The sequence below is a fragment of the Kitasatospora sp. NPDC127060 genome, assembly GCF_042724935.1.
Taxonomy (GTDB): Bacteria; Actinomycetota; Actinomycetes; order Streptomycetales; family Streptomycetaceae; genus Kitasatospora.
In genome coordinates this window covers 14,692-31,523 of record NZ_JBHXEG010000032.1, presented here as the reverse complement: position 1 = coordinate 31,523, position 16,832 = coordinate 14,692, and the positions used below count along the sequence as shown (strand labels likewise).

Sequence of the window (16,832 nt, the reverse complement as noted above, 5' to 3'; positions counted from 1 at the left end):
CTGCCTGTAGCGGCAGACAGACCACCCCGGCCGAGCGAGAGCACCGTGGAGGTGACGGCCGCGAACGTCGTCAGGGCCATGACGAGGAACTGCACTTCCCGGACCACGGAACGTCCACCAGCTCGATCGTGCGTCGCGCGGTGTTCGCGGCCAGGTGGATGTCGTGGGTCACCAGCAGGATGGTCCGACCCTCGGCGTTCAGCTCCAGCAGCAGCCGGCGGATGTCACCTCTCCCCCGGGGCATCGGCCCGGTGGCGTACTCCGCGTACATCCCCGGGGCGACGCGCGGAGCCGACGCCGGTCCATACGATCTCCGCATGGAAGAGCTGCTCCGGCGTTTCTCGACATCGGCACCCGTGACCTGGCTGACGGCACAGGCCGTGGTGCTGGCCACCGCCTGCTTCTACGCGCTGATGCTCTTCTGGACGATGCCGCTCGGTCAGGTCCGGCACTACGGCGGCCCGTTCCGGTTCCCCGACCTCGGGCCCGAGCAGATGATCGGCCTCTGCCTCGTGCTCGCCCTGCCGATCCTGCTGGTGCGCCGGCTGCCTGCGGCGGTCTTCGCGGCGGTCCTGGGCGAAGCAGCCCTCGGCGACTTCTTCGGCGCGCGGCCCTGGATCCTGCTCCTCCTGCTCCCGGCCTTGGCCGGGCACCTCGCCGCCCGGCGGCCGGCGGCTGCCGCCGTCGGCTCCGTCGCGGCCGTCGCGACCGCGTTCGTCGAGGACGCCCTCGTCTCCCCCGCGATATCCGTCGGCCACTCGGCCCAGGGGGCCGGGCAGCTCGCGTTCTTGTTCGCGGTCGCCTGGGTCTTCGGCGGGGTGTACCGCAAACGCCGTGAGTACCTCGGAGCCCTGCACGAGCAGACCGAGGCCCGCGCCGTCATGGCCGAGCGGCTGCGGATCGCCCGCGAACTGCACGACAGCGTCGCGCACAGCATCGGGATCATCACGGTGCTGTCGGGAGCGGCGGCGCGGGTCGTGGCGACCAAGCCCGAGCAGACGCGGCAGGCGCTGACCGGCATCGAGACCACCAGCCGGGAGACGCTGCTCGGGCTGCAGCGCATGCTCGGAGCACTGCGCCGCGCCGAGCCCGACGACGCCATGCCGCTGGCCGCTCCGCTGGCGCCGGCCGGCAGCCTGGCCGACGTCCCGCAGCTCGCCGAACGCACGGCCGACGCCGGGGTGCGGGTCCACCTGACCTGGCGGGGCGAGCAGCGTCCGCTGCCGCCGGAGATCGAGCTGTCGGCGTTCCGGATCGTCCAGGAGTCGGTGACGAACGTGGTGCGGCATTCCGGTGCGCGGAGCTGCCGGGTCGCGGTCGGCTACGAGCCGACCGGAGTGACGATCGAGGTGGTCGACGACGGGGACGACGGTCCCGGCGGGCCCGGCCGTCCGAAGCTCTCGGCAGTGGCCGGCGGGAGCGGCTTCGGCCTGCTCGGCATGCGCGAGCGGGTGACGCTGCTGTCCGGCCAGTTCAGCGCGGGCCGGCGTCCGGAGGGCGGATTCCGGGTGGCTGCGAGGCTCCCGGCATGAGCGTGCGGGTGCTGCTGGTCGACGACCAGCCGCTGATGCTGGTCGGGTTCGCGATCCTGATCGGCGACACCGACGACCTGGAGGTGGTCGGCCAGGCCGGCGACGGCCGCGAGGCGGTGCGCCTGGTGCGTGAGCTGCGGCCGGACGTCGTGGTGATGGACATCCGGATGCCGGGCATGGACGGGATCGAGGCTACCCGGCAGGCGACCGCCGAGCCGGACCCGCCCAAGGTGCTGGTGCTGACGACCTTCGACGACGACGAGTACGTCTACGGCGCACTGCGCGCCGGGGCCAGCGGATTCCTGCTCAAGAGCATGGCCCTGGACGCGATCCTGGACGCGATCCGCGTGGTGGCGGCGGGCGACGCGTTGATCGCGCCGAGCGTGACCCGACGGCTGATAGCGGACTTCGCCGGAACGTCCGGCCCCGCCGCCCCCGAACCGGACGCCGGGCCCGCCGCGGACCCACGTCTCATCGCGGGGATCACCGACCGGGAGCGCGAGGTGCTGGCACTGGTCGGACAGGGACTGTCGAACGCCGAGATCGCCGAGCGGCTGGTGATCAGCGCGGCGACGGCGAAGACCCATGTCGCGCGTCTGTTCGCCAAGCTCGAAGCTCGGGACCGCGTCCACCTGGCGATCACCGCCTTCGAGGCCGGACTCGTGCCGCGTCGACGGTAGGGCGGGAGGAGAAGAACGATCGAGGAGCGGGCCGCAGGAGGTCGGGGTCGTCGGTGACGATCTCCATGCCCCGGATCCGGGCGTTGCGCGGGTCGTTCACGGCAGCTGCGTACTTCCGCGCGCGGGGCGGGGGCGGGGACGGTCGGGTGGGTGCGATTGCCGCGTGTGTTCGGCAGGCTCACCCGTTCCGGCGAACCGCGCGTTGCGTGCGTCGAGTCGCTGGCGGGTGGCTGGATACTCCAGGATCACGTGCGGGTCCGCCGAGGGCGTTCCAGGGCTGCCGCACGCCTCCCGTTCCCGGAAGGACTTCGACCATGCACCCGGTTCCCGGCCCCGGTGGCCCCGGCAGCGAGCGGGCTTCCGCTGCCAGGGCGACCAGCACGACCACCGTCATGCCGTCCCACCCCGTCGCTCCCCCTTCGGAGGAGGAGGTGGCCGACGGGCCCGGGTACACGTGGGCCGGGCTGGACGAGGACTTCACCCGGGCGGTCGCCGCGATCGCGCGCAAGGCCGAGGGACGGGAGGTGGCCGAGTCCCAGGTCTTCGAGATCGTCCGGGCGCAGCCGCAGGCGCAGGGGCTGCCGTTGCGGGTGCGCCCGCACCTGCGGGGCGAGTTGGACGCGTTCGTCGCCTCGTACCACCGGGTGATCGAGACGGTCGTGGCTGCCTGGGAGCATGATCGTGGACTGCGTGAGGTGTTGACGCTCCCCCGGGTGCTGGGTGAGCTGGTGGCCGGTGCCCGCGACACCCGGGTGCATCTGCTGCGGATCGATCTGCTGCCGCAACCCGATGGCACGTTGCGGGTGTTGGAGACCAATGCCAACTGTCCTGGGGGGCTGCCGGGGGCGGGGCGGGGCCGTTCGGCCTGGCGGCCGCTGCTGGCCGGGCACGGTATCGGTCTTCCGGCTCCGCTGCCGGCCGATGACGCGCTCTGGCCGGGGAGTTGGCTGCTGCGCCTGGCGGAGCAGCAGACCGGTAGTCGTCCGGAGGTCGTCGCGCTGTTCTGCCCGGACGGCAAGTACCGGGCCGATACGCGTGACTACGACACCGCTCTGACGGCCTTGGGGGTGCGTGTTCTGCACGCGGATCCGCGCGAGGTCTCGGTCGACGGGCGTCATGGTGTCACCGTGCGTGGGGAGCGGGTGCGGCACGGGTTCGCGAAGGTCGGCATCCAGGATCTGCTGCGGATGGGCGATGATGCGGCGCCGTACCTGGAGGCCGTGCGCGAGGGCGGGTTGTTCGTGCAGAACGGGTTGCGCGGGCGTTTGATCGGCGACAACAAGCTGTGTCTGGCCGTGCTGTCGGACCCGCGTTTCGCCCACCTCTTCGACGCGGCGGACTACCGTCGGGTGCGGCCGGCGATCCCGTGGTCGCGCAACCTCGCGCGCTGTGACGGCGCGACGCTGCGCGCCGTGGTCCGCGATCGTGAGCGGTACGTCCTGAAGCGGCCGTTGGACACGCGCGGCCACGGGGTGGTGATCGGCAGGGAGGTGGCCGACGGGCCTGCCTGGGAGGCGGCCGTGGAGCTGGCGGCGGCCGAGGGGTGGCTGGTGCAGGAGTACGTGACCAGTCCTCATCTGCGCGGTGTGGTGGCCGGCCCGGCGCCCCGGCACGACGTGGCGCTCGGTGCGGTGGACGGGCGGCTGGTCTCCGCCTTCGCCCGGGCCAGTCACGGGGAGCGCCACAATGTCGCGGGCTCCGGGCGGCCGCACCCGTTGTACCTGTGAGGCGGCCGGGCCGGCGCCCCGCCCGCCCGTCGCCCGGGTAGGGCCTGGCGGCGGCCTTCGCCCGTACGGCCGTACCCGGCCGCCCGCTCCGGGTCGGCGGCGCCCTCTCCCGTCGTGCCGTTGTTACTGTCCGAGGTTCGGGGAACGCGGAGCGAGGGAGGGTGGAGTTGGCGAGCGTCTGCTCCGATCCCGGCCTGGCGGCCCCGGCCGCCGGGCCGGTCAGCGTGTGGCGGCAGCGGAACTTCCGGGTGCTGTGGTCGGCGCACACCGTCAGTGAGTTCGGGACCCAGGTGACGTTCTTCGTCATCCCGGTGTTCGCGCTGACGACCCTGTCGGTGTCGACCGGTCAGCTCGGCGTCATCTCGGCGTTGGAGACGCTGCCGTTCCTGTTGGTCGGGCTGCCGGCGGGTGCGTTGCTCGACCGGTGGGACCGCAGGCGTGTGATGGTCGTGGCGGACGTCGGGCGGGCCGTGGCGATCGCCCTGCTGCCCGTCGGGTATCTCGCCGGGCTGTTGAGCGTGCCACTGCTCGGTGGGGTCGGGTTCGCGGTGGGGCTGTTCACGGTGTTCTTCGACATCGCCGACCAGGCGTTCCTGCCGACCGTCGTGGCGCGGGAGCAGACTCCGGAGGGCAACAGCCGTCTGGAGTTCTCCCGGTCGGCGGCGGAGCTGGCGGGCCCCAGTATCGGCGGGCTGCTGCTGCAGACGGTCGTGGCGCCGCTGGCCCTCGTGCTGAACTCGGTGAGCTATCTGGTGTCCGCGGTGCTGCTCGGGCTCATCCGGACGCCCCGGGCGCGGGCGGTGCAGCGCGGGGCCGGGGTCGGGATGGGGGCGCGGATCGCGGAGGGGCTGCGGTTCGTCTTCCGTCACCGGACCCTGCGGTCCCTGGTCCTGGCGACGGGTGTCAGCAACCTGGTCGGGCTGGGTGGCGCGCTGGGGGCCGTGCTGACCGCGTACGCGTTGCGTGAGCTGGGGTTGTCGCCGGGCGGGCTGGGGCTGGCGTTGACCGTGGGGAACGGTGGTGCGCTGCTGGGTGCCGCGCTCAGCAACCGGGTGATCAGGCTGGTGGGGCTGGGCCCGGTCCTGATCGCGGCCAAGTCCATGTCGGGGATCGCGGTGATCGTCCTGGCGACGGCGGCCCCGGCTCGCGCCGTTCCCACGCTGGTCGTCGCCACCGGCATCATGGCCTGTGGCATCACGGTCTACAACATCGGTCAGGTGAGTTTGCGGCAGACGATCACGCCCACCGGGATGCAGGGCCGGATGAACGCCTCGATCCGGTTCGCCGTCTGGGGTGCGCGGCCGGTCGGGGCGCTGGCCGGCGGCTTCCTCGGGTCCGTTCTCGGGACCCGTCCTACGCTGTGGGCGATCGCGGGCATCGGGCTCCTGTCCTGTCTGCCGCTGATCGTGGCCGGCGACGTCCGCAGGCTGCGGGGCTTTCCGGCCCAGGCGCTCGACTGACGGGCGGGGCGTCGGTCATTCCGGCGAGGTCGACCCGCCGGGGACGTCCCGGCGGGTCGTCGCGGTCGCGGTGGGCCGGGCCGCCGGTGGAAACCGGGTTGCCCGGACGGCGGGCGGTCGAGGATCATCCTGGGATCCTGACACCCCCCGACCCCCGGAGACACATGGCCACCGAACTGTCCGAAGCCTGGGAGCTCTTCGAGTCCGGCGACTCGCAGGGAGCGATGCGGATGCTGCGCTCCGCCGCCGACCGGCTACCGCCCGCCGAAATCGCGCCGCTGGTGGCCGAGTTGGCCAAGGGTGCCGGTTTCGATGACCTGGCAGAGGCTTCGACAGCGCTGGCGGCCGGGCCCGGGGAGGCCGGCCGGCTCTACACCTACGGCTACGCCTGCGTCGAGCGCGGCATCGACGCGGTGGCCGTCCCCGCGCTGCGGGAGGCGCTGCGGCTGGTCGTCCGGACGCCGGCCCCCGCCACGGCGCGCACCGGACTGTTCCGCCGCAAGCCCAAGCCGCAGGCCGTCCGACAGCCCGGCCCGCAGCCCGGCCCGCAGCCCGGCCCGCGCAAGGTGCTGCTGGAGCTGGTGTCGGCCCTGGAGGGCTGCGAGCGGCACGCCGAGGCACTGGCGGTGCTGCGTGAGCACGACGCCCGGCTCGGCGACTGGCCGGACCGGTACCTGACGGTCTACAACGCGCTGATGAGCGGCCAGATCCCGCTGGCCCGGCAGGTGTACGGGGCGCTGTCGGCTCCCGAGGGGGTCTGGGTGGGCCCGGGGCAGCGGGTCGGGCGGATGCTGGAGCGGGCCACGGCCCTGCCGCCGGCCGACGACCGGGACCTGCGCGGCTGGCACTACGTGCTCACCGGCGGCCTGCTCACCACCCTCTCCCCGCACGGGTTCGACCAGGGCATGACCGGCCGCTGGGCCTACCTGCAGGACGACTTCGGGAACTGCCGCCACGGCCTGGAGCGGCTGCGCGCCGTGCTGGCCGCCACCGGCCGCCGGCCCGACTCGGTCGCCCTGCTGGCCGACCGGGGCAGCCGGGCGCTCGGACTGGCGGCGGCGCGGCTGCTCGACGTGCCGGCGGCGCCGTACCGGCCGGGTACGGCGGGTGTGCTGGTGGTCGCGTACGACCTGAACGAGTGCGATCCCGCCGTGGTGGCGCAGCTGCGTGAGCGGGCGCGGGGCGAGCTGCTCTTCGAGCACGCCACCTGCTGGACCGACCCGCCCGCCGTGACGGCGGACGTCTCCACGCTGCTGGGGCAGATCGTGAACGCCCCCTGGGAGCCCGGGCTGCGGTTCGGCGAGGACGGCGAGCCGCAGGAGGACGAGCCCGACCGGCGCTCGGCCGAGGAACTCGCCGACGCGATCCTGGCCGCCGACCCGGCCGCTCCGGAGGGCGACGGCCGGACCCCGCCCGACCCGGACGACGCCCTCACGGCCTTCGCCGTCCGCGCGGCCGGCTGGCCCGCCGAGGGCCCTCGGGACGGCGTCCGCTCCGCCGGGCCGGTGCGGAGCTCGCGCTTCGCGTGACGGTGCGACTGGGCTGGGCTGGGCCGTCTGGTCCCCGGCGGTCGCCTCCGCTCAGGCGAAGGTGCGCCGCAGGTGGGCGGCGAGCCGGTGCGGATCGGCCGGGTGGAACCGGCCGGAGAGGTAGCCGTCGGGGCGGATGAGGATGGCCTCGCCGTCGCGCGGGGCGTAGGCGCGCGCGAAGTCGCCGGCGTGGTCCCGGACCCGGGGCGGGCGCGGTCCCGGTGGGCGGGCGTCGTCGGGGACGTCGGCGGCGAGCAGCAGGTAGGCGTCGAGGAGGCCGTGGGCGGCGCGGTCGGCCGCCGTGACGCAGTCCTGGAGCCGTTGGGCCCCGGGGCCGTCGGCGTGGTCGGGCCCGGCGTAGAGCAGGAGCGTGTGCCGGGGGCTGCGGAGCAGGTCGAAGAGCCGCTGGGGGTACCGGGCGAGGTCGCGGACCAGGCCCCGGCAGTCCGGTGCCCGCTCCCCCGGGGCTGCCGGGCTCCGGGGTGTCCGCGGGTCGGTCGGCGGGCCGGTCAGCGGGCCGGCCGGGTAGCCCACGAGCAGTTGGGCCTCCCGCAGGAGGAGGGTGTCCGTGCTGTCGTCCTCGTATCCGGCGCGGGCGTGGCGGACGGTGCGGCCGACGACCTCCTCGCCCACCGGGTGGCGTTCGGCGTGGTAGCTGTCCAGCAGGTCGTCGGCGGCGAGGCCGCGGACCGTCAGGGCCAGCTTCCAGGCGAGGTTGTAGGCGTCCTGGATCCCGGTGTTCATGCCCTGCGCGCCGGTGGGCGGGTGGATGTGCGCGGCGTCCCCGGCGACGAACAGGCGGCCGTTGCGGTACCGGTCCACCAGCCGGTGGCCGATCCGGAAGACGGACGACCAGCGCAGGGCGGAGGCGGTCACGGGCTCCGGGGACAGGCGGTCGAGCACGGCCTGGATCTGCGCCAGGTCCGGTCCGCGCCCGCCCGTCAGCCCGTGCGCCACCGCGTCCGCGGAGTGCGCGCCGGCGTCCTGGCCGGGGAGTGTCTCCGGCACCAGCATGGACATCCGGTAGCGGCGCTCCCCCGGCAGCGGGATGCACACGAGCAGGTCGTCCACCGCGCCGCTCCCGTCCAGGTGGGTCGAGCGCACGGCGTAGCCGGGCGGCAGCCCCCAGTCGACCTCGACGTCCCCGAGCATGTACTGCTCGGGGAAGGCATCGCCCTCGAAGGTGCACCCGGCGGCCTTGCGGACCAGGCTGTGCGCGCCGTCGCAGCCCACCAGGTACCGGGCGTGCACCTGCTCGGCCCCGCCCCGGCCCGTGAGCGTGGCCTCGACCGAGTCCGGGTGCTGCTCCACCTTCTCGAGTCTGGTCCCGCGCTCCACCACCGAGCCGAAGCGCGCCAGGTGCTCGGTGAGCAGGCGCTCGGTGGTGTACTGCGGGAGCGCGGCGAAGCCGTACGGGATGTCGGCCGGCAGCCGCATCTCGAGCCGCGACACGGGCCTGCCGTCGGCGAACACCAACTGGCCGTACAGCGGCCCGGCTTCGTCCAGCGCCTCGCGGACCAGGCCCATGGTGTCCCAGACCTCCAGCGTGCGCGGCTGGACGCCGACGGCCTTGGCGTACCGCAACGGTGCGGGCAGCGCGTCGACGATCCGGCACTGGACGCCGTGGCGTCGCAGTTCGGCCGCCGCGGTCAGGCCCACCGGGCCCGCCCCCACCACGAGAACGTCGACAGTTGCCATGATCGGGCTCCTGCTCCTCATCGCCCGGTGCGCGGGGCTCGGACGGCCCCGGTGTCCGCGGCCTTCGGCCCGGGGCGCACGGCGGCACCGGCCGGCCGCCGGAGCGGCTTCACCTCGATTTTCGCTTCCCCGCGTGGGGGCCGCCAACAGGGCGCCTGCCCGCCGCCGTGCGGTCAGGGGGCCTGGTCGCCCGGCATCGGGTCCGTCCCGGTGCTGTGGCCGGTGCTGTGGCCGGTTCCGGGGCCGGGGCCGGGGCCGTCGCCGTCCGGGCCGGGGGTGGGGTGTCCCAGGCCCCGGCGGATCGCGATCTCCACGGGTGAGTACGCGCCGTCGGCCCGCTCCAGCTCGTACGGGGCGGCCGGCATCAGCGGCGGCTGGGCCAGGAAGCGCGGGCGCGTGCCGTGGTGCGGCTGCGCCGCGTGCACCAGGAACGGGTGGCACAGGAAGACGTCGCCCGGGGAGCCGGTGGCGAGGGCGATCGGCCGGTGGTCGGAGGCCGCCACCAGGTCGGGCGCCAGGGTCAGCCCGCTCGCCCCGCCCGGCCCGTACTTCTCCAGCACCTTCGGCACGTCCAGGTGGGAGCCGACCCGGATCCGGGTCGGGGCGTCCTGCTCGCCGACCTCGCTGAACAGGAACAGCATCAGCAGGGCCCGGCCCCGGGAGTACAGGTTCGCGAAGTACCAGCTCTCGCCCGCCGGCAGGTAGCTCCCCTCGATGTGCCAGCCCGCGTCGTCCGGCTCCTGCTCGTGCGGGAAGCGCAGCGGGAAGGTGCCCAGCGAGTAGCGCGGCTCCCAGCGCCCCTCGCCGGCCAGGAGGTCGTACGCGTGGTGCAGGGCCGGGGAGTTGGGGGCGGCGGCGAACGGGCCCTGGGCCATGCCGGCGACCCAGTGCACGGGCTGCGTCCAGGTCGACGGGTCGTCGGGGTCGCAGCCCGTCTCCTGCCACAGCAGCCGCGCGCAGTCCGCGGCCACGCGCGGGGCGACGGCGCCCTCCAGCTTCACGAAGCCGTCGCGCAGGAACCGGGATACCAGGGTCGTGTCGTCCATGCCTCCATCGTGCGGCCTTGGCGGTGGCGGGCACCCGACAGAGCCCGCACCGGTTCTGTCGGGCGGTCACCGGGGGCGGGCGGCGCCGGCTGCGATGGCGTGCCGGCTGGGGTGCTCGGGTCAGGGCCGGGTGTCAGGGCCGGGTGTCGGCGTTGGCGGCGGCCAGCGAGGCGGGGGTGCCGTCCCCGTACGGGCGCCGCTCGCCGGCGGCCAGGGCGGCCATCAGCTCGTTGGCCATCGCCAGGTGGGCGGGGGCCTCGTCGCCGACCGCGCTCACCGCTTCGAGGAGCGCGGTGCGCGCGGGGGCGGGCCGGGACGCGGGGAGCGGGTGGTCCATGGTGGTGAAGACTGGCCGACTCCCGTACGGCTGTCCAGGGTTACGGCGTGGCCGGGTGGTGTGACGGGCGGGCGCGGCCGAGGTGGGCGGTGGCGGCCCGACGCGTCGCCCCCGAACGGATGCCGGACATCAACTCCCCCTTCCGCACCGCGTGCTGCGGTGCCGGGGGCAGGCTAGCCGATGCGCGTGACCGTCCGGTCGGCGTTCGGGCGACCGGACGGTGGCCACCGGGCGCTGCGTACGGGGACGGTCCGTCGAGGGGGCCGGCGGTTGCCGGGGGTGGTCGTGCGGCAGCCCGTCACCGTCGGGGACGGGACGGGCTGCCGGGGCGTGGGCGTCAGCGCACGGTGACGGTGAAGACGGGCGAGGCGGCGTTGCCGCTGACGATGCGCAGCTCGTTCAGGCCCTTGATGCCGAGCTTGACGCCGAGGGAGTAGGAGCCGGTGCGGGTGGTGTGCACGGAGGCGGGCAGGGTGACCCACGTGCCGTGCTGCTTCTGCTGGAGGGTCACCGTGCTGCCGGCCTTGAGGCCGGTGGTGGTGCCGGTGACCCGGAACAGCTGCCAGGCCCCGACGGAGTCGACCGAGGACTTGGCGGTGATGGAGGAGGAGGCGGCGGCGGGCGCGGCGGCGGCCACCGGCGCGGCGGCCGGGGCGGCCGCCATGGCGGTGCCGGCCGTTCCGATGAGCAGCGCGCTGAGGGTGGCGACGGCGGCCAGGCGCAGGGAGTTCCGCTTGGAGACGATCACGGGTGCACCCCTTTCAGGGGGAGGTGGTCGTTTCGCCCGACGGCACGGTCGGTGCCGTTCGGGTGCTGTCTTTCCTGAGGACGACCCACCGGGTGCCACTGGTTGTGTGCGGAACGTCACCGTTGCGTAACGGTCGTCGGGATCCCGGGAGTTGACGGGAGTTCAGCAGTCGGCCGTCGCGGCGGGGCCGGCGCCCGGTCAGAGCATGACCAGCAGCTTGGTGCCGGGGACGAGCTTGCGGTTGACGGAGGTGGACTGGACGAAGACGGTGTAGGCCGGGTTCTCGCCGGGCTTGACGGTGGCCTCGGTCGTGGGCAGGCCGAGGAGTCGGCGGGCGGCGGGGCCGGAGAAGACCCGGCCGGTCATCCGGCCGGTGGCCGGGTCCTTCTCGGCGACGGCGAGTTGCTTGCTGCCCTGGATCTTCTCGCGCTTGGAGAGCTCGTAGAAGGCGCAGCCGGTCTTGTAGGGGTGGCCGGCGCTGGTGACGAAGTCGCGGATGGGGCTCTGCTCGTCGACCGGGACCAGGATGTACTTGCCGGTGTCCAGGGCGTCCAACGTGGCGTTGACGTCGGCGGTGTTGAGGTCCTGGCCCATGGCGAAGAGGTTCTTGGTGCCGCGGACGCCCTGTTCGCGGCCGCGCAGGAAACTGGTGGCGGCGGACTTGACGGTGCCGATGGCCTCCTCGACGCCCTGGCTGGAGTCGGCGTCCCAGATCGCGATGTTGCCGGCCGGGAAGCCGTACTCCTGGGCGGTGCGCTTGGCCAGGGAGTTGGGGACCAGGATCGCCGAGGTCCAGTGCTCGGGGAGGTCGTCCATGGCGCCGTGGATGCGCTCGATCCAGCTGCGCAGGACGGCGGTTCCCTTGCCGCCGCCCATGCGGGTGTGCATCCGGCCGTTCTGGGAGCAGCCGGAGGCGTTCTCCTCGCCGTCGGTGACGACGACCTGGAGGAAGGAGTGCTCGCCGTAGCCCTCCCAGATGTTCTTGAGGTCGTCGACGGACTTCACGGCGGCCTCGATCAGGGCGGTGGCGCCGTTGTCGACCTGGTAGAGGCCGCGCAGGGAGGGCAGGTGCTTGACGTCCATGTCCCAGACGAGGTTCTGCACCTCGTGGTCGAAGGCGTAGAGGCTGATGCGGGTCTCGTGGCCGAGGCGGTCGGATTCCTCCTGCAGGCCCTTCACGAATTCGTCGACGACGCGGATGAGCTGAGCCTGGTGCGGACGCATCGAACCGGACTTGTCGACCACCAGCGAGACGTGGTTGACCTTGTGCTTGATCCTGTTCACGGACATGGCTCTCCCCTGGTTCCGGCGTCTTTTCGCGGTGTTGACACGCTGATTTCGCGATGCTTTTCGCGGTGCGTTGATCGGGGCCTTTCGGCGTTCCCTTCAGCGTGGTTTCCACTCTAGGGGCGGGCACTGACAATCCGTCGGGGTCGGGAATCCGGTCGACGCGGCGGGGCGGGCGGTGGCCGGGCCCCGGTGTGAACGGGTCCGGCCGGGCCCTCGGCGTGGGGGTGGCGCCGAGGGCCCGGCCGGGGGCTCACGAGGGGACGGGAGGGGCGGGACGGGTGGGCGGGTCAGGAGGTGGCGGTGCCCTGGGCGATGAACTCGTCGATCTTGGCGCGGCGGGTGAGGCCGCCGTTGACGCTCCAGTAGCCCTCGGGGACCTCCTGGACGATGACCCAGACCGTGGACTCGGCCTCGGTGGCCGGGGTGGCCGTCGACTGGATCAGGCGGGTGAGCTCGACGGAGAGCTGCTCGGTGCGCTCGGGGGTCAGGAAGTCCTCCAGGGCGGTGACCTTGACGATGAAGCCGGGGGCGGTTCCGGCGGCGCCGGTGGCCGAGGTCTTCTCCGGCGCCTCGTGGACGTAGACCCAGGTGGCGGAGCGGAAGAAGGCGGTCAGCGGCAGCTCCATCCACCGGAGCACCGTGTCGGCGACCTGCTGCTGGAGGCCTTCCAGGCGGTCGGGGGCGATGGAGCCGGCGGGGGCGGTGATGTCGACCAGGGGCACGGGGGTTCTCGATTCGTCTCGTCAGCGGGGCGAAGGGGACGGCGGGGCGGGAGGTGGGCGGAGGTCACTCGGCGCGGCGCGGGCGCACCCGCCAGAACTCCAGGACGGCCGCCCGCAGCGTGCGCGGGGCGGTGACGGTGGAGGTGGCGTGCCACACCGAGGAGTCGAAGGCGATCAGGGAGCCGGCCGTGGGCGGCAGCGAGCGCACCGGCGGGCGGCCGGTGTGGTGGGAGCCGCGGACCTCGAAGTGGCCGCCGCCGTCGGCGGGCCAGTCCTCGTTGAAGTAGAGGACCGCGGTGATGGCCTTCTCCGGCTCGTCGTGGTGCGGGGAGATGAACTCCCCCTCGGCGTGGGTGAACAGGCCGATGTCGCGCGGCAGGGCGGCGAGGTCCATGTCGACCTCGGCGCTCAGCCGGGCCAGGAACTGCGGGCCGGCGAGCTGGTCGAGCAGTCTGGTCCAGGCCGGGTCCAACTCCTTGAGGGCGGGCAGGTGCTCGCCGTCGCGGTGCAGCCAGAGCGAGCCGAGCTGGAAGCGCTTGACCTCGGTGGCGACGACGACCTTCTGGAACCGGTCGTCGGCGGGGAAGGTGTCGTTGAGCTCGCGGACGTCCTGGGCGGTGAGCAGCTGCTCGGTGAGGTGGGCGCCGATCGCGGGGTCGGGGCGGTGGAAGGCGGTCGCCGGGTTCAGCATGGGGTCCTCCGTGGGGGCGGTGGGGGCCGGGTCGGCCGGGGCGGTGGGGATCAGGCGCTCGGGGTGGTGCTCCAGTCGCGCAGGACGGCTGCGGTGTGCTCGCCGGGCTGCGGCGCCGGCCGGGGGGCTGCGGCGGGGGTGCGGCTGAACCGCGGCGCGGGGGCGGGCTGGTGGCCGCTGCCGACGGGCGCGTAGGTGCCGCGCTCGCGCAGGGCCGGCTGTTCGGCGGCCTCCTGGGGGGTGAGGACGGGCACCACGCAGGCCTCGTGCTCCTCGAAGACCTTGGTCCACCAGTGGCGCGGCTGGGTGGCGAAGCGCTCGGCGATGCGCTCGCGCAGGGCCGGCCAGTTGGCCTGGTCCTGGCGGTCCAGGGTGTCCTCCAGGCCCAGCTGCTCCAGCAGGACGGCGTAGTAACGGTCCTCGATGGCGCCGACCGCCAGGTACTGGCCGTCCTGGCAGCGGTAGGTGGTGTAGTGCGGGGCGTCGGTGACGGTCACCTGGCCGGGAACCTGGCGCCACTGGCGGATCATCACGTCCAGTACGGCGGCGCCGTCCAGCATGGCCGCGTCGACGACCTGGCCGCGCCCGGAGCCGGCCCGCTCGTGCAGCGCGGCCAGCACGCCCAGGGCCTGGAGCATGCCCCCGCCGGCGAAGCTGGACAGGTAGGTGGACGGCGGGGCGGGCGCGGCCCCCTCGGCGCGGTCGGCGTCCAGGGCGCCGGAGGCGGCCAGCAGCGCGATGTCGTGGGCGGGGCGCTGCGCCCAGGGGCCGATCTGCCCCCAGCCGGAGATCCGGCCGATGACCAGGCGGGGGTTGTCGGCGAGCAGGCCCTGCGGGTCCAGGCCCAGGCGCTCGCAGACGCCGGGGCGGAAGCCCTCCAGCAGGACGTCGGCCCCGGTGGCCAGGGCGCGCACGGTGGCGAGGTCGGCCGGGTTCTTCAGGTCGGCGGTCAGGGAGCGGCGGCTGCGGCCCAGCGGGTCGCTGTCGGGTGCGGGTGCGGCGCCGGGGCGGGCCGGGCGCTCGACGCGCACGACGTCCGCGCCCAGGTCGGCGAGCAGGGTGGCGGCGAAGGCGCACGGGGCGGTGCTGGCGAGTTCGATGACGCGGATTCCGGCCAAGGGTCCCACGGTGGTTTTCTCCTTCTGCTGCGGACGGCGGTTTTCGAGCTTTCCGGCCGGTGCTTCCCGGCCGGGTTCCGAATTCCGGCTCCGGTATTCGGGTTTCCGTATTCCTGGTGCTTTTCCGGCGGGCCTATGGTCGTCGAGGCTTTTCCGCCGGAGATTTACGCCGATATGAAAGGGAGTTGGGTGATGGCTGTCATTTACACCGCCGAGGTGACGTCGTCCGGAGACGGTCGCAACGGCACCGTCCGTTCGTCGGACGGGATCGTGGACCTCGCGCTCGCCGCGCCGAAGGAGGTCGGCGGGCCGGGCACCGCCACCAATCCGGAGCAGCTGTTCGCGGCCGGCTACTCGGCGTGCTTCCACAGCGCGATGCGGATGGCCGCGCGCGAGGCCCGGGTACGGCTGGACGGGGACACCGTGACCGCCCGGGTGGACCTGGAGCGGGACGAGTCGGGGTACCGGATCGGTGTCCGGCTGCTGGTGGCACTGCCCGGCCTGGAGCCGGACGCCGCACGGGAGTTGCTGGACCAGGCCCACGCCCGGTGCCCGTACTCGCGGGCGATCACCGGGAACGTGCGGGTGGAGATCGACCTGGTGCCGGGGGCCTGAGGGCGCCGGGCGGGGGTCCGAGGACCCCCGCCCGGCCACCGGGCCACGCCGTTGTGGCCCGGGAGGCGCCGGCCCGGCCGGCGCCGGCTCAGACGGCACCGGCCCGGACGGCCCGGCTCAAGCGGGTTCGAGCGGGTTCAAGCGGGCTCAGGCGGTGGCGGCGGCCGCGGCCCGGGCCGCGTACGGCAGCGCCTCGATCACCCGCTCGATCGCCCGGTCGTCGTGGGAGGCGGAGACGAACCAGGCCTCGAACGGCGACGGCGGCAGGTAGACGCCCCGGCGCAGCATCTCGTGGAAGAAGGCGCGGTAGCGGTACGCCTGGCTGGCCTTGACCTCGTCGTAGTCGGTGACCGGCCGGTCGGCGAAGAAGACCGAGAACATGGTGCCGGAGTACTGGAGCTGGTGGGCCACGCCCTCGGTGTCCAGGGCGGCGGAGACCGCGGCGCCGATGGTGTCGGCGACGTGGGTCAGCCGGGCGTAGACCTCGTCGGTGCAGTTGCGCAGGGTGGCCAGGCCGGCGGCGGTGGCGACCGGGTTCCCGGCCAGTGTGCCGGCCTGGTAGACCGGGCCGGCCGGGGCCAGGTGGGCCATCACGTCGGCGCGCCCGCCGAAGGCCGCGGCCGGGAAGCCGCCGCCCATGACCTTGCCGAAGGTCAGCAGGTCCGGGGCGACGCCGTCGCGGCCGTACCAGCCGGCGCGGCTGGCGCGGAAGCCGGTCATCACCTCGTCGGAGATGTAGAGGGCGCCGTGGCGGTGGCACAGGTCCTTCAGGCCGGCGTTGAAGCCGGGCAGCGGGGGCACGGCGCCCATGTTGCCGGGGGCGGCCTCGGTGATGACGCAGGCGATCTCCTGGCCGCGCTCGGCGAAGAGCTTCTCGACTGCGGCCAGGTCGTTGTACGGCAGCACGATGGTGTCGCCGGCCTGGGCGCCGGTGACGCCCGGGGTGTCGGGCAGGCCGAGGGTGGCCAGGCCGGAGCCGGCGGCCACCAGCAGGGCGTCGACGTGGCCGTGGTAGCAGCCGGCGAACTTGACGATCTTGGAGCGGCCGGTGAAGCCGCGGGCCAGCCGGATCGCGGACATGGTCGCCTCGGTGCCGGAGGTGACCAGGCGCACGCTCTCCACCGGCGCCACCCGGCCGGTGATCTCCTCGGCGAGGGCGATCTCCCCCTCGGTGGCGGTGCCGAAGGAGGTGCCGTGGGCCAGGGCCTGCTGGACGGCCTCCAGGACCGCGGGGTGGCGGTGGCCCAGGATCATCGGGCCCCAGGAGCAGATCAGGTCGACGTACTCGTTGCCGTCCACGTCGGTGAGGTACGGGCCGTTGGCGGAGGCCATGAACACCGGGTTGCCGCCCACCGATCCGAAGGCCCGCACCGGGGAGTTGACGCCGCCGGGGGTCACCGCGTTGGCACGGTCGAACAGGGTCTGGGAGTGCTGGGTGGCGCCGGCCGGGCCGACGGTCCGGGACGTCGTGGTCATCGTGGTGCCTTTCGGAAGGAAGTGCTCGGGAGGAGAGCGGAAGAGGATCGGGGTGGGTGGCGCGGTGGGGCCGGGGGCGGCGGCAGCACGCGGGGGCGGACGGCGACGAGGATGTCGGCGGAGATGCCGCGGAGGCGGCCGGTCCGCACGGTGCCCAGCGGGG

General features: G+C 74.0%; 15 protein-coding genes and 1 pseudogene. 6 read left to right on the top strand and 10 right to left on the bottom strand.

Translation table 11 applies throughout. From position 1 onward, the window contains the following. Positions 1–70: 70 nt before the first annotated feature. The gene (locus ACFWIS_RS19340) at positions 71–319 is read right to left on the bottom strand and encodes a hypothetical protein (RefSeq protein ID WP_380458102.1); all 249 of its coding nucleotides are present in this window, start codon (positions 317–319) and stop codon (positions 71–73) included. On the opposite strand from ACFWIS_RS19340, the gene ACFWIS_RS19335 reads away from it, so the two are divergent. The 5 genes from ACFWIS_RS19335 (at position 318) to ACFWIS_RS19315 (ending at position 6,928) form a co-directional block, all read left to right on the top strand. After that, positions 318–1,532, top strand: coding sequence for a sensor histidine kinase (locus ACFWIS_RS19335; protein ID WP_380458104.1), 1,215 nt, complete (start codon positions 318–320; stop codon positions 1,530–1,532). The two genes, ACFWIS_RS19340 and ACFWIS_RS19335, sit on opposite strands and share 2 nt — an antisense overlap. Then, positions 1,529–2,212, top strand: coding sequence for a response regulator (locus ACFWIS_RS19330; protein WP_380458105.1), 684 nt, complete (start codon positions 1,529–1,531; stop codon positions 2,210–2,212). The genes ACFWIS_RS19335 and ACFWIS_RS19330 overlap by 4 nt, the downstream gene beginning before the upstream one ends. A 431-nt stretch (positions 2,213–2,643) precedes the next feature. Then, the gene (locus ACFWIS_RS19325) at positions 2,644–3,939 is read left to right on the top strand and encodes a hypothetical protein (protein WP_380458107.1); all 1,296 of its coding nucleotides are present in this window, start codon (positions 2,644–2,646) and stop codon (positions 3,937–3,939) included. Positions 3,940–4,100: 161 nt separating this feature from the next. After that, positions 4,101–5,399, top strand: coding sequence for an MFS transporter (locus ACFWIS_RS19320; RefSeq protein WP_380458109.1), 1,299 nt, complete (start codon positions 4,101–4,103; stop codon positions 5,397–5,399). A gap of 164 nt (positions 5,400–5,563) precedes the next feature. Then, on the top strand, positions 5,564–6,928 hold the full coding sequence (locus ACFWIS_RS19315) for a hypothetical protein (protein WP_380458111.1): 1,365 nt from the start codon (positions 5,564–5,566) through the stop codon (positions 6,926–6,928). A 51-nt stretch (positions 6,929–6,979) separates the two neighbouring features. On the opposite strand, the gene ACFWIS_RS19310 is transcribed toward ACFWIS_RS19315, so the two are convergent. The 8 genes and pseudogenes from ACFWIS_RS19310 to ACFWIS_RS19275 all read right to left on the bottom strand — a co-directional run bounded on the left by ACFWIS_RS19310 (position 6,980) and on the right by ACFWIS_RS19275 (position 14,587). Beyond that, positions 6,980–8,626 carry an FAD-dependent monooxygenase gene (locus ACFWIS_RS19310; protein ID WP_380458113.1) on the bottom strand — a complete coding sequence of 549 codons (1,647 nt, stop codon included), beginning with the start codon at positions 8,624–8,626 and terminating at the stop codon, positions 6,980–6,982. Between the two features lie 173 nt (positions 8,627–8,799). Then, entirely contained in the window at positions 8,800–9,672 is an 873-nt protein-coding gene (locus tag ACFWIS_RS19305; RefSeq protein WP_380458115.1) for a phytanoyl-CoA dioxygenase family protein, read from the bottom strand. Between the two features lie 148 nt (positions 9,673–9,820). Beyond that, a pseudogene (locus ACFWIS_RS19300) lies at positions 9,821–9,931 on the bottom strand (sterol-binding protein); the annotation flags it as partial. Positions 9,932–10,346: 415 nt separating this feature from the next. Beyond that, entirely contained in the window at positions 10,347–10,754 is a 408-nt protein-coding gene (locus ACFWIS_RS19295) for a hypothetical protein (protein WP_380458121.1), read from the bottom strand. A gap of 201 nt (positions 10,755–10,955) precedes the next feature. Further along, complete coding sequence (locus ACFWIS_RS19290; protein ID WP_380458117.1) at positions 10,956–12,047, bottom strand: vWA domain-containing protein; 1,092 nt, start codon at positions 12,045–12,047, stop codon at positions 10,956–10,958. A gap of 287 nt (positions 12,048–12,334) precedes the next feature. Beyond that, positions 12,335–12,769, bottom strand: a complete 435-nt coding sequence (locus tag ACFWIS_RS19285; RefSeq protein WP_380462361.1) for a hypothetical protein — start codon at positions 12,767–12,769, stop codon at positions 12,335–12,337. A 64-nt stretch (positions 12,770–12,833) separates the two neighbouring features. Continuing rightward, positions 12,834–13,460, bottom strand: a complete 627-nt coding sequence (locus ACFWIS_RS19280; RefSeq protein WP_380462362.1) for a 2OG-Fe(II) oxygenase — start codon at positions 13,458–13,460, stop codon at positions 12,834–12,836. A gap of 50 nt (positions 13,461–13,510) precedes the next feature. Further along, positions 13,511–14,587, bottom strand: a complete 1,077-nt coding sequence (locus ACFWIS_RS19275; RefSeq protein ID WP_380462363.1) for a CaiB/BaiF CoA transferase family protein — start codon at positions 14,585–14,587, stop codon at positions 13,511–13,513. A 183-nt stretch (positions 14,588–14,770) separates the two neighbouring features. On the opposite strand from ACFWIS_RS19275, the gene ACFWIS_RS19270 reads away from it, so the two are divergent. Next, a complete protein-coding gene (locus tag ACFWIS_RS19270) occupies positions 14,771–15,193 on the top strand; it encodes an organic hydroperoxide resistance protein (protein ID WP_380462364.1) in 423 nt (140 codons plus the stop codon). 147 nt (positions 15,194–15,340) lie between these two features. Here ACFWIS_RS19270 and hemL read toward each other — a convergent pair whose 3' ends face one another. Then, complete coding sequence (gene hemL / locus ACFWIS_RS19265) at positions 15,341–16,669, bottom strand: glutamate-1-semialdehyde 2,1-aminomutase (RefSeq protein ID WP_380462365.1); 1,329 nt, start codon at positions 16,667–16,669, stop codon at positions 15,341–15,343. Between the last annotated feature and the right edge of the window lie 163 nt (positions 16,670–16,832).

What these genes read in the sequence shown, in the direction of transcription:
- ACFWIS_RS19335 (WP_380458104.1), top strand. Translation starts at nt 318, where the DNA reads ATGGAAGAGCTGCTCCGGCGTTTCTCGACATCGGCACCCGTGACCTGG.
- ACFWIS_RS19340 (WP_380458102.1), bottom strand. Translation starts at nt 319, where the DNA reads ATGCGGAGATCGTATGGACCGGCGTCGGCTCCGCGCGTCGCCCCGGGG.
- ACFWIS_RS19330 (WP_380458105.1), top strand. Translation starts at nt 1,529, where the DNA reads ATGAGCGTGCGGGTGCTGCTGGTCGACGACCAGCCGCTGATGCTGGTC.
- ACFWIS_RS19315 (WP_380458111.1), top strand. Translation starts at nt 5,564, where the DNA reads ATGGCCACCGAACTGTCCGAAGCCTGGGAGCTCTTCGAGTCCGGCGAC.
- ACFWIS_RS19310 (WP_380458113.1), bottom strand. Translation starts at nt 8,626, where the DNA reads ATGGCAACTGTCGACGTTCTCGTGGTGGGGGCGGGCCCGGTGGGCCTG.
- ACFWIS_RS19305 (WP_380458115.1), bottom strand. Translation starts at nt 9,672, where the DNA reads ATGGACGACACGACCCTGGTATCCCGGTTCCTGCGCGACGGCTTCGTG.
- ACFWIS_RS19290 (WP_380458117.1), bottom strand. Translation starts at nt 12,047, where the DNA reads ATGTCCGTGAACAGGATCAAGCACAAGGTCAACCACGTCTCGCTGGTG.
- ACFWIS_RS19280 (WP_380462362.1), bottom strand. Translation starts at nt 13,460, where the DNA reads ATGCTGAACCCGGCGACCGCCTTCCACCGCCCCGACCCCGCGATCGGC.
- ACFWIS_RS19270 (WP_380462364.1), top strand. Translation starts at nt 14,771, where the DNA reads ATGGCTGTCATTTACACCGCCGAGGTGACGTCGTCCGGAGACGGTCGC.
- hemL (WP_380462365.1), bottom strand. Translation starts at nt 16,669, where the DNA reads ATGACCACGACGTCCCGGACCGTCGGCCCGGCCGGCGCCACCCAGCAC.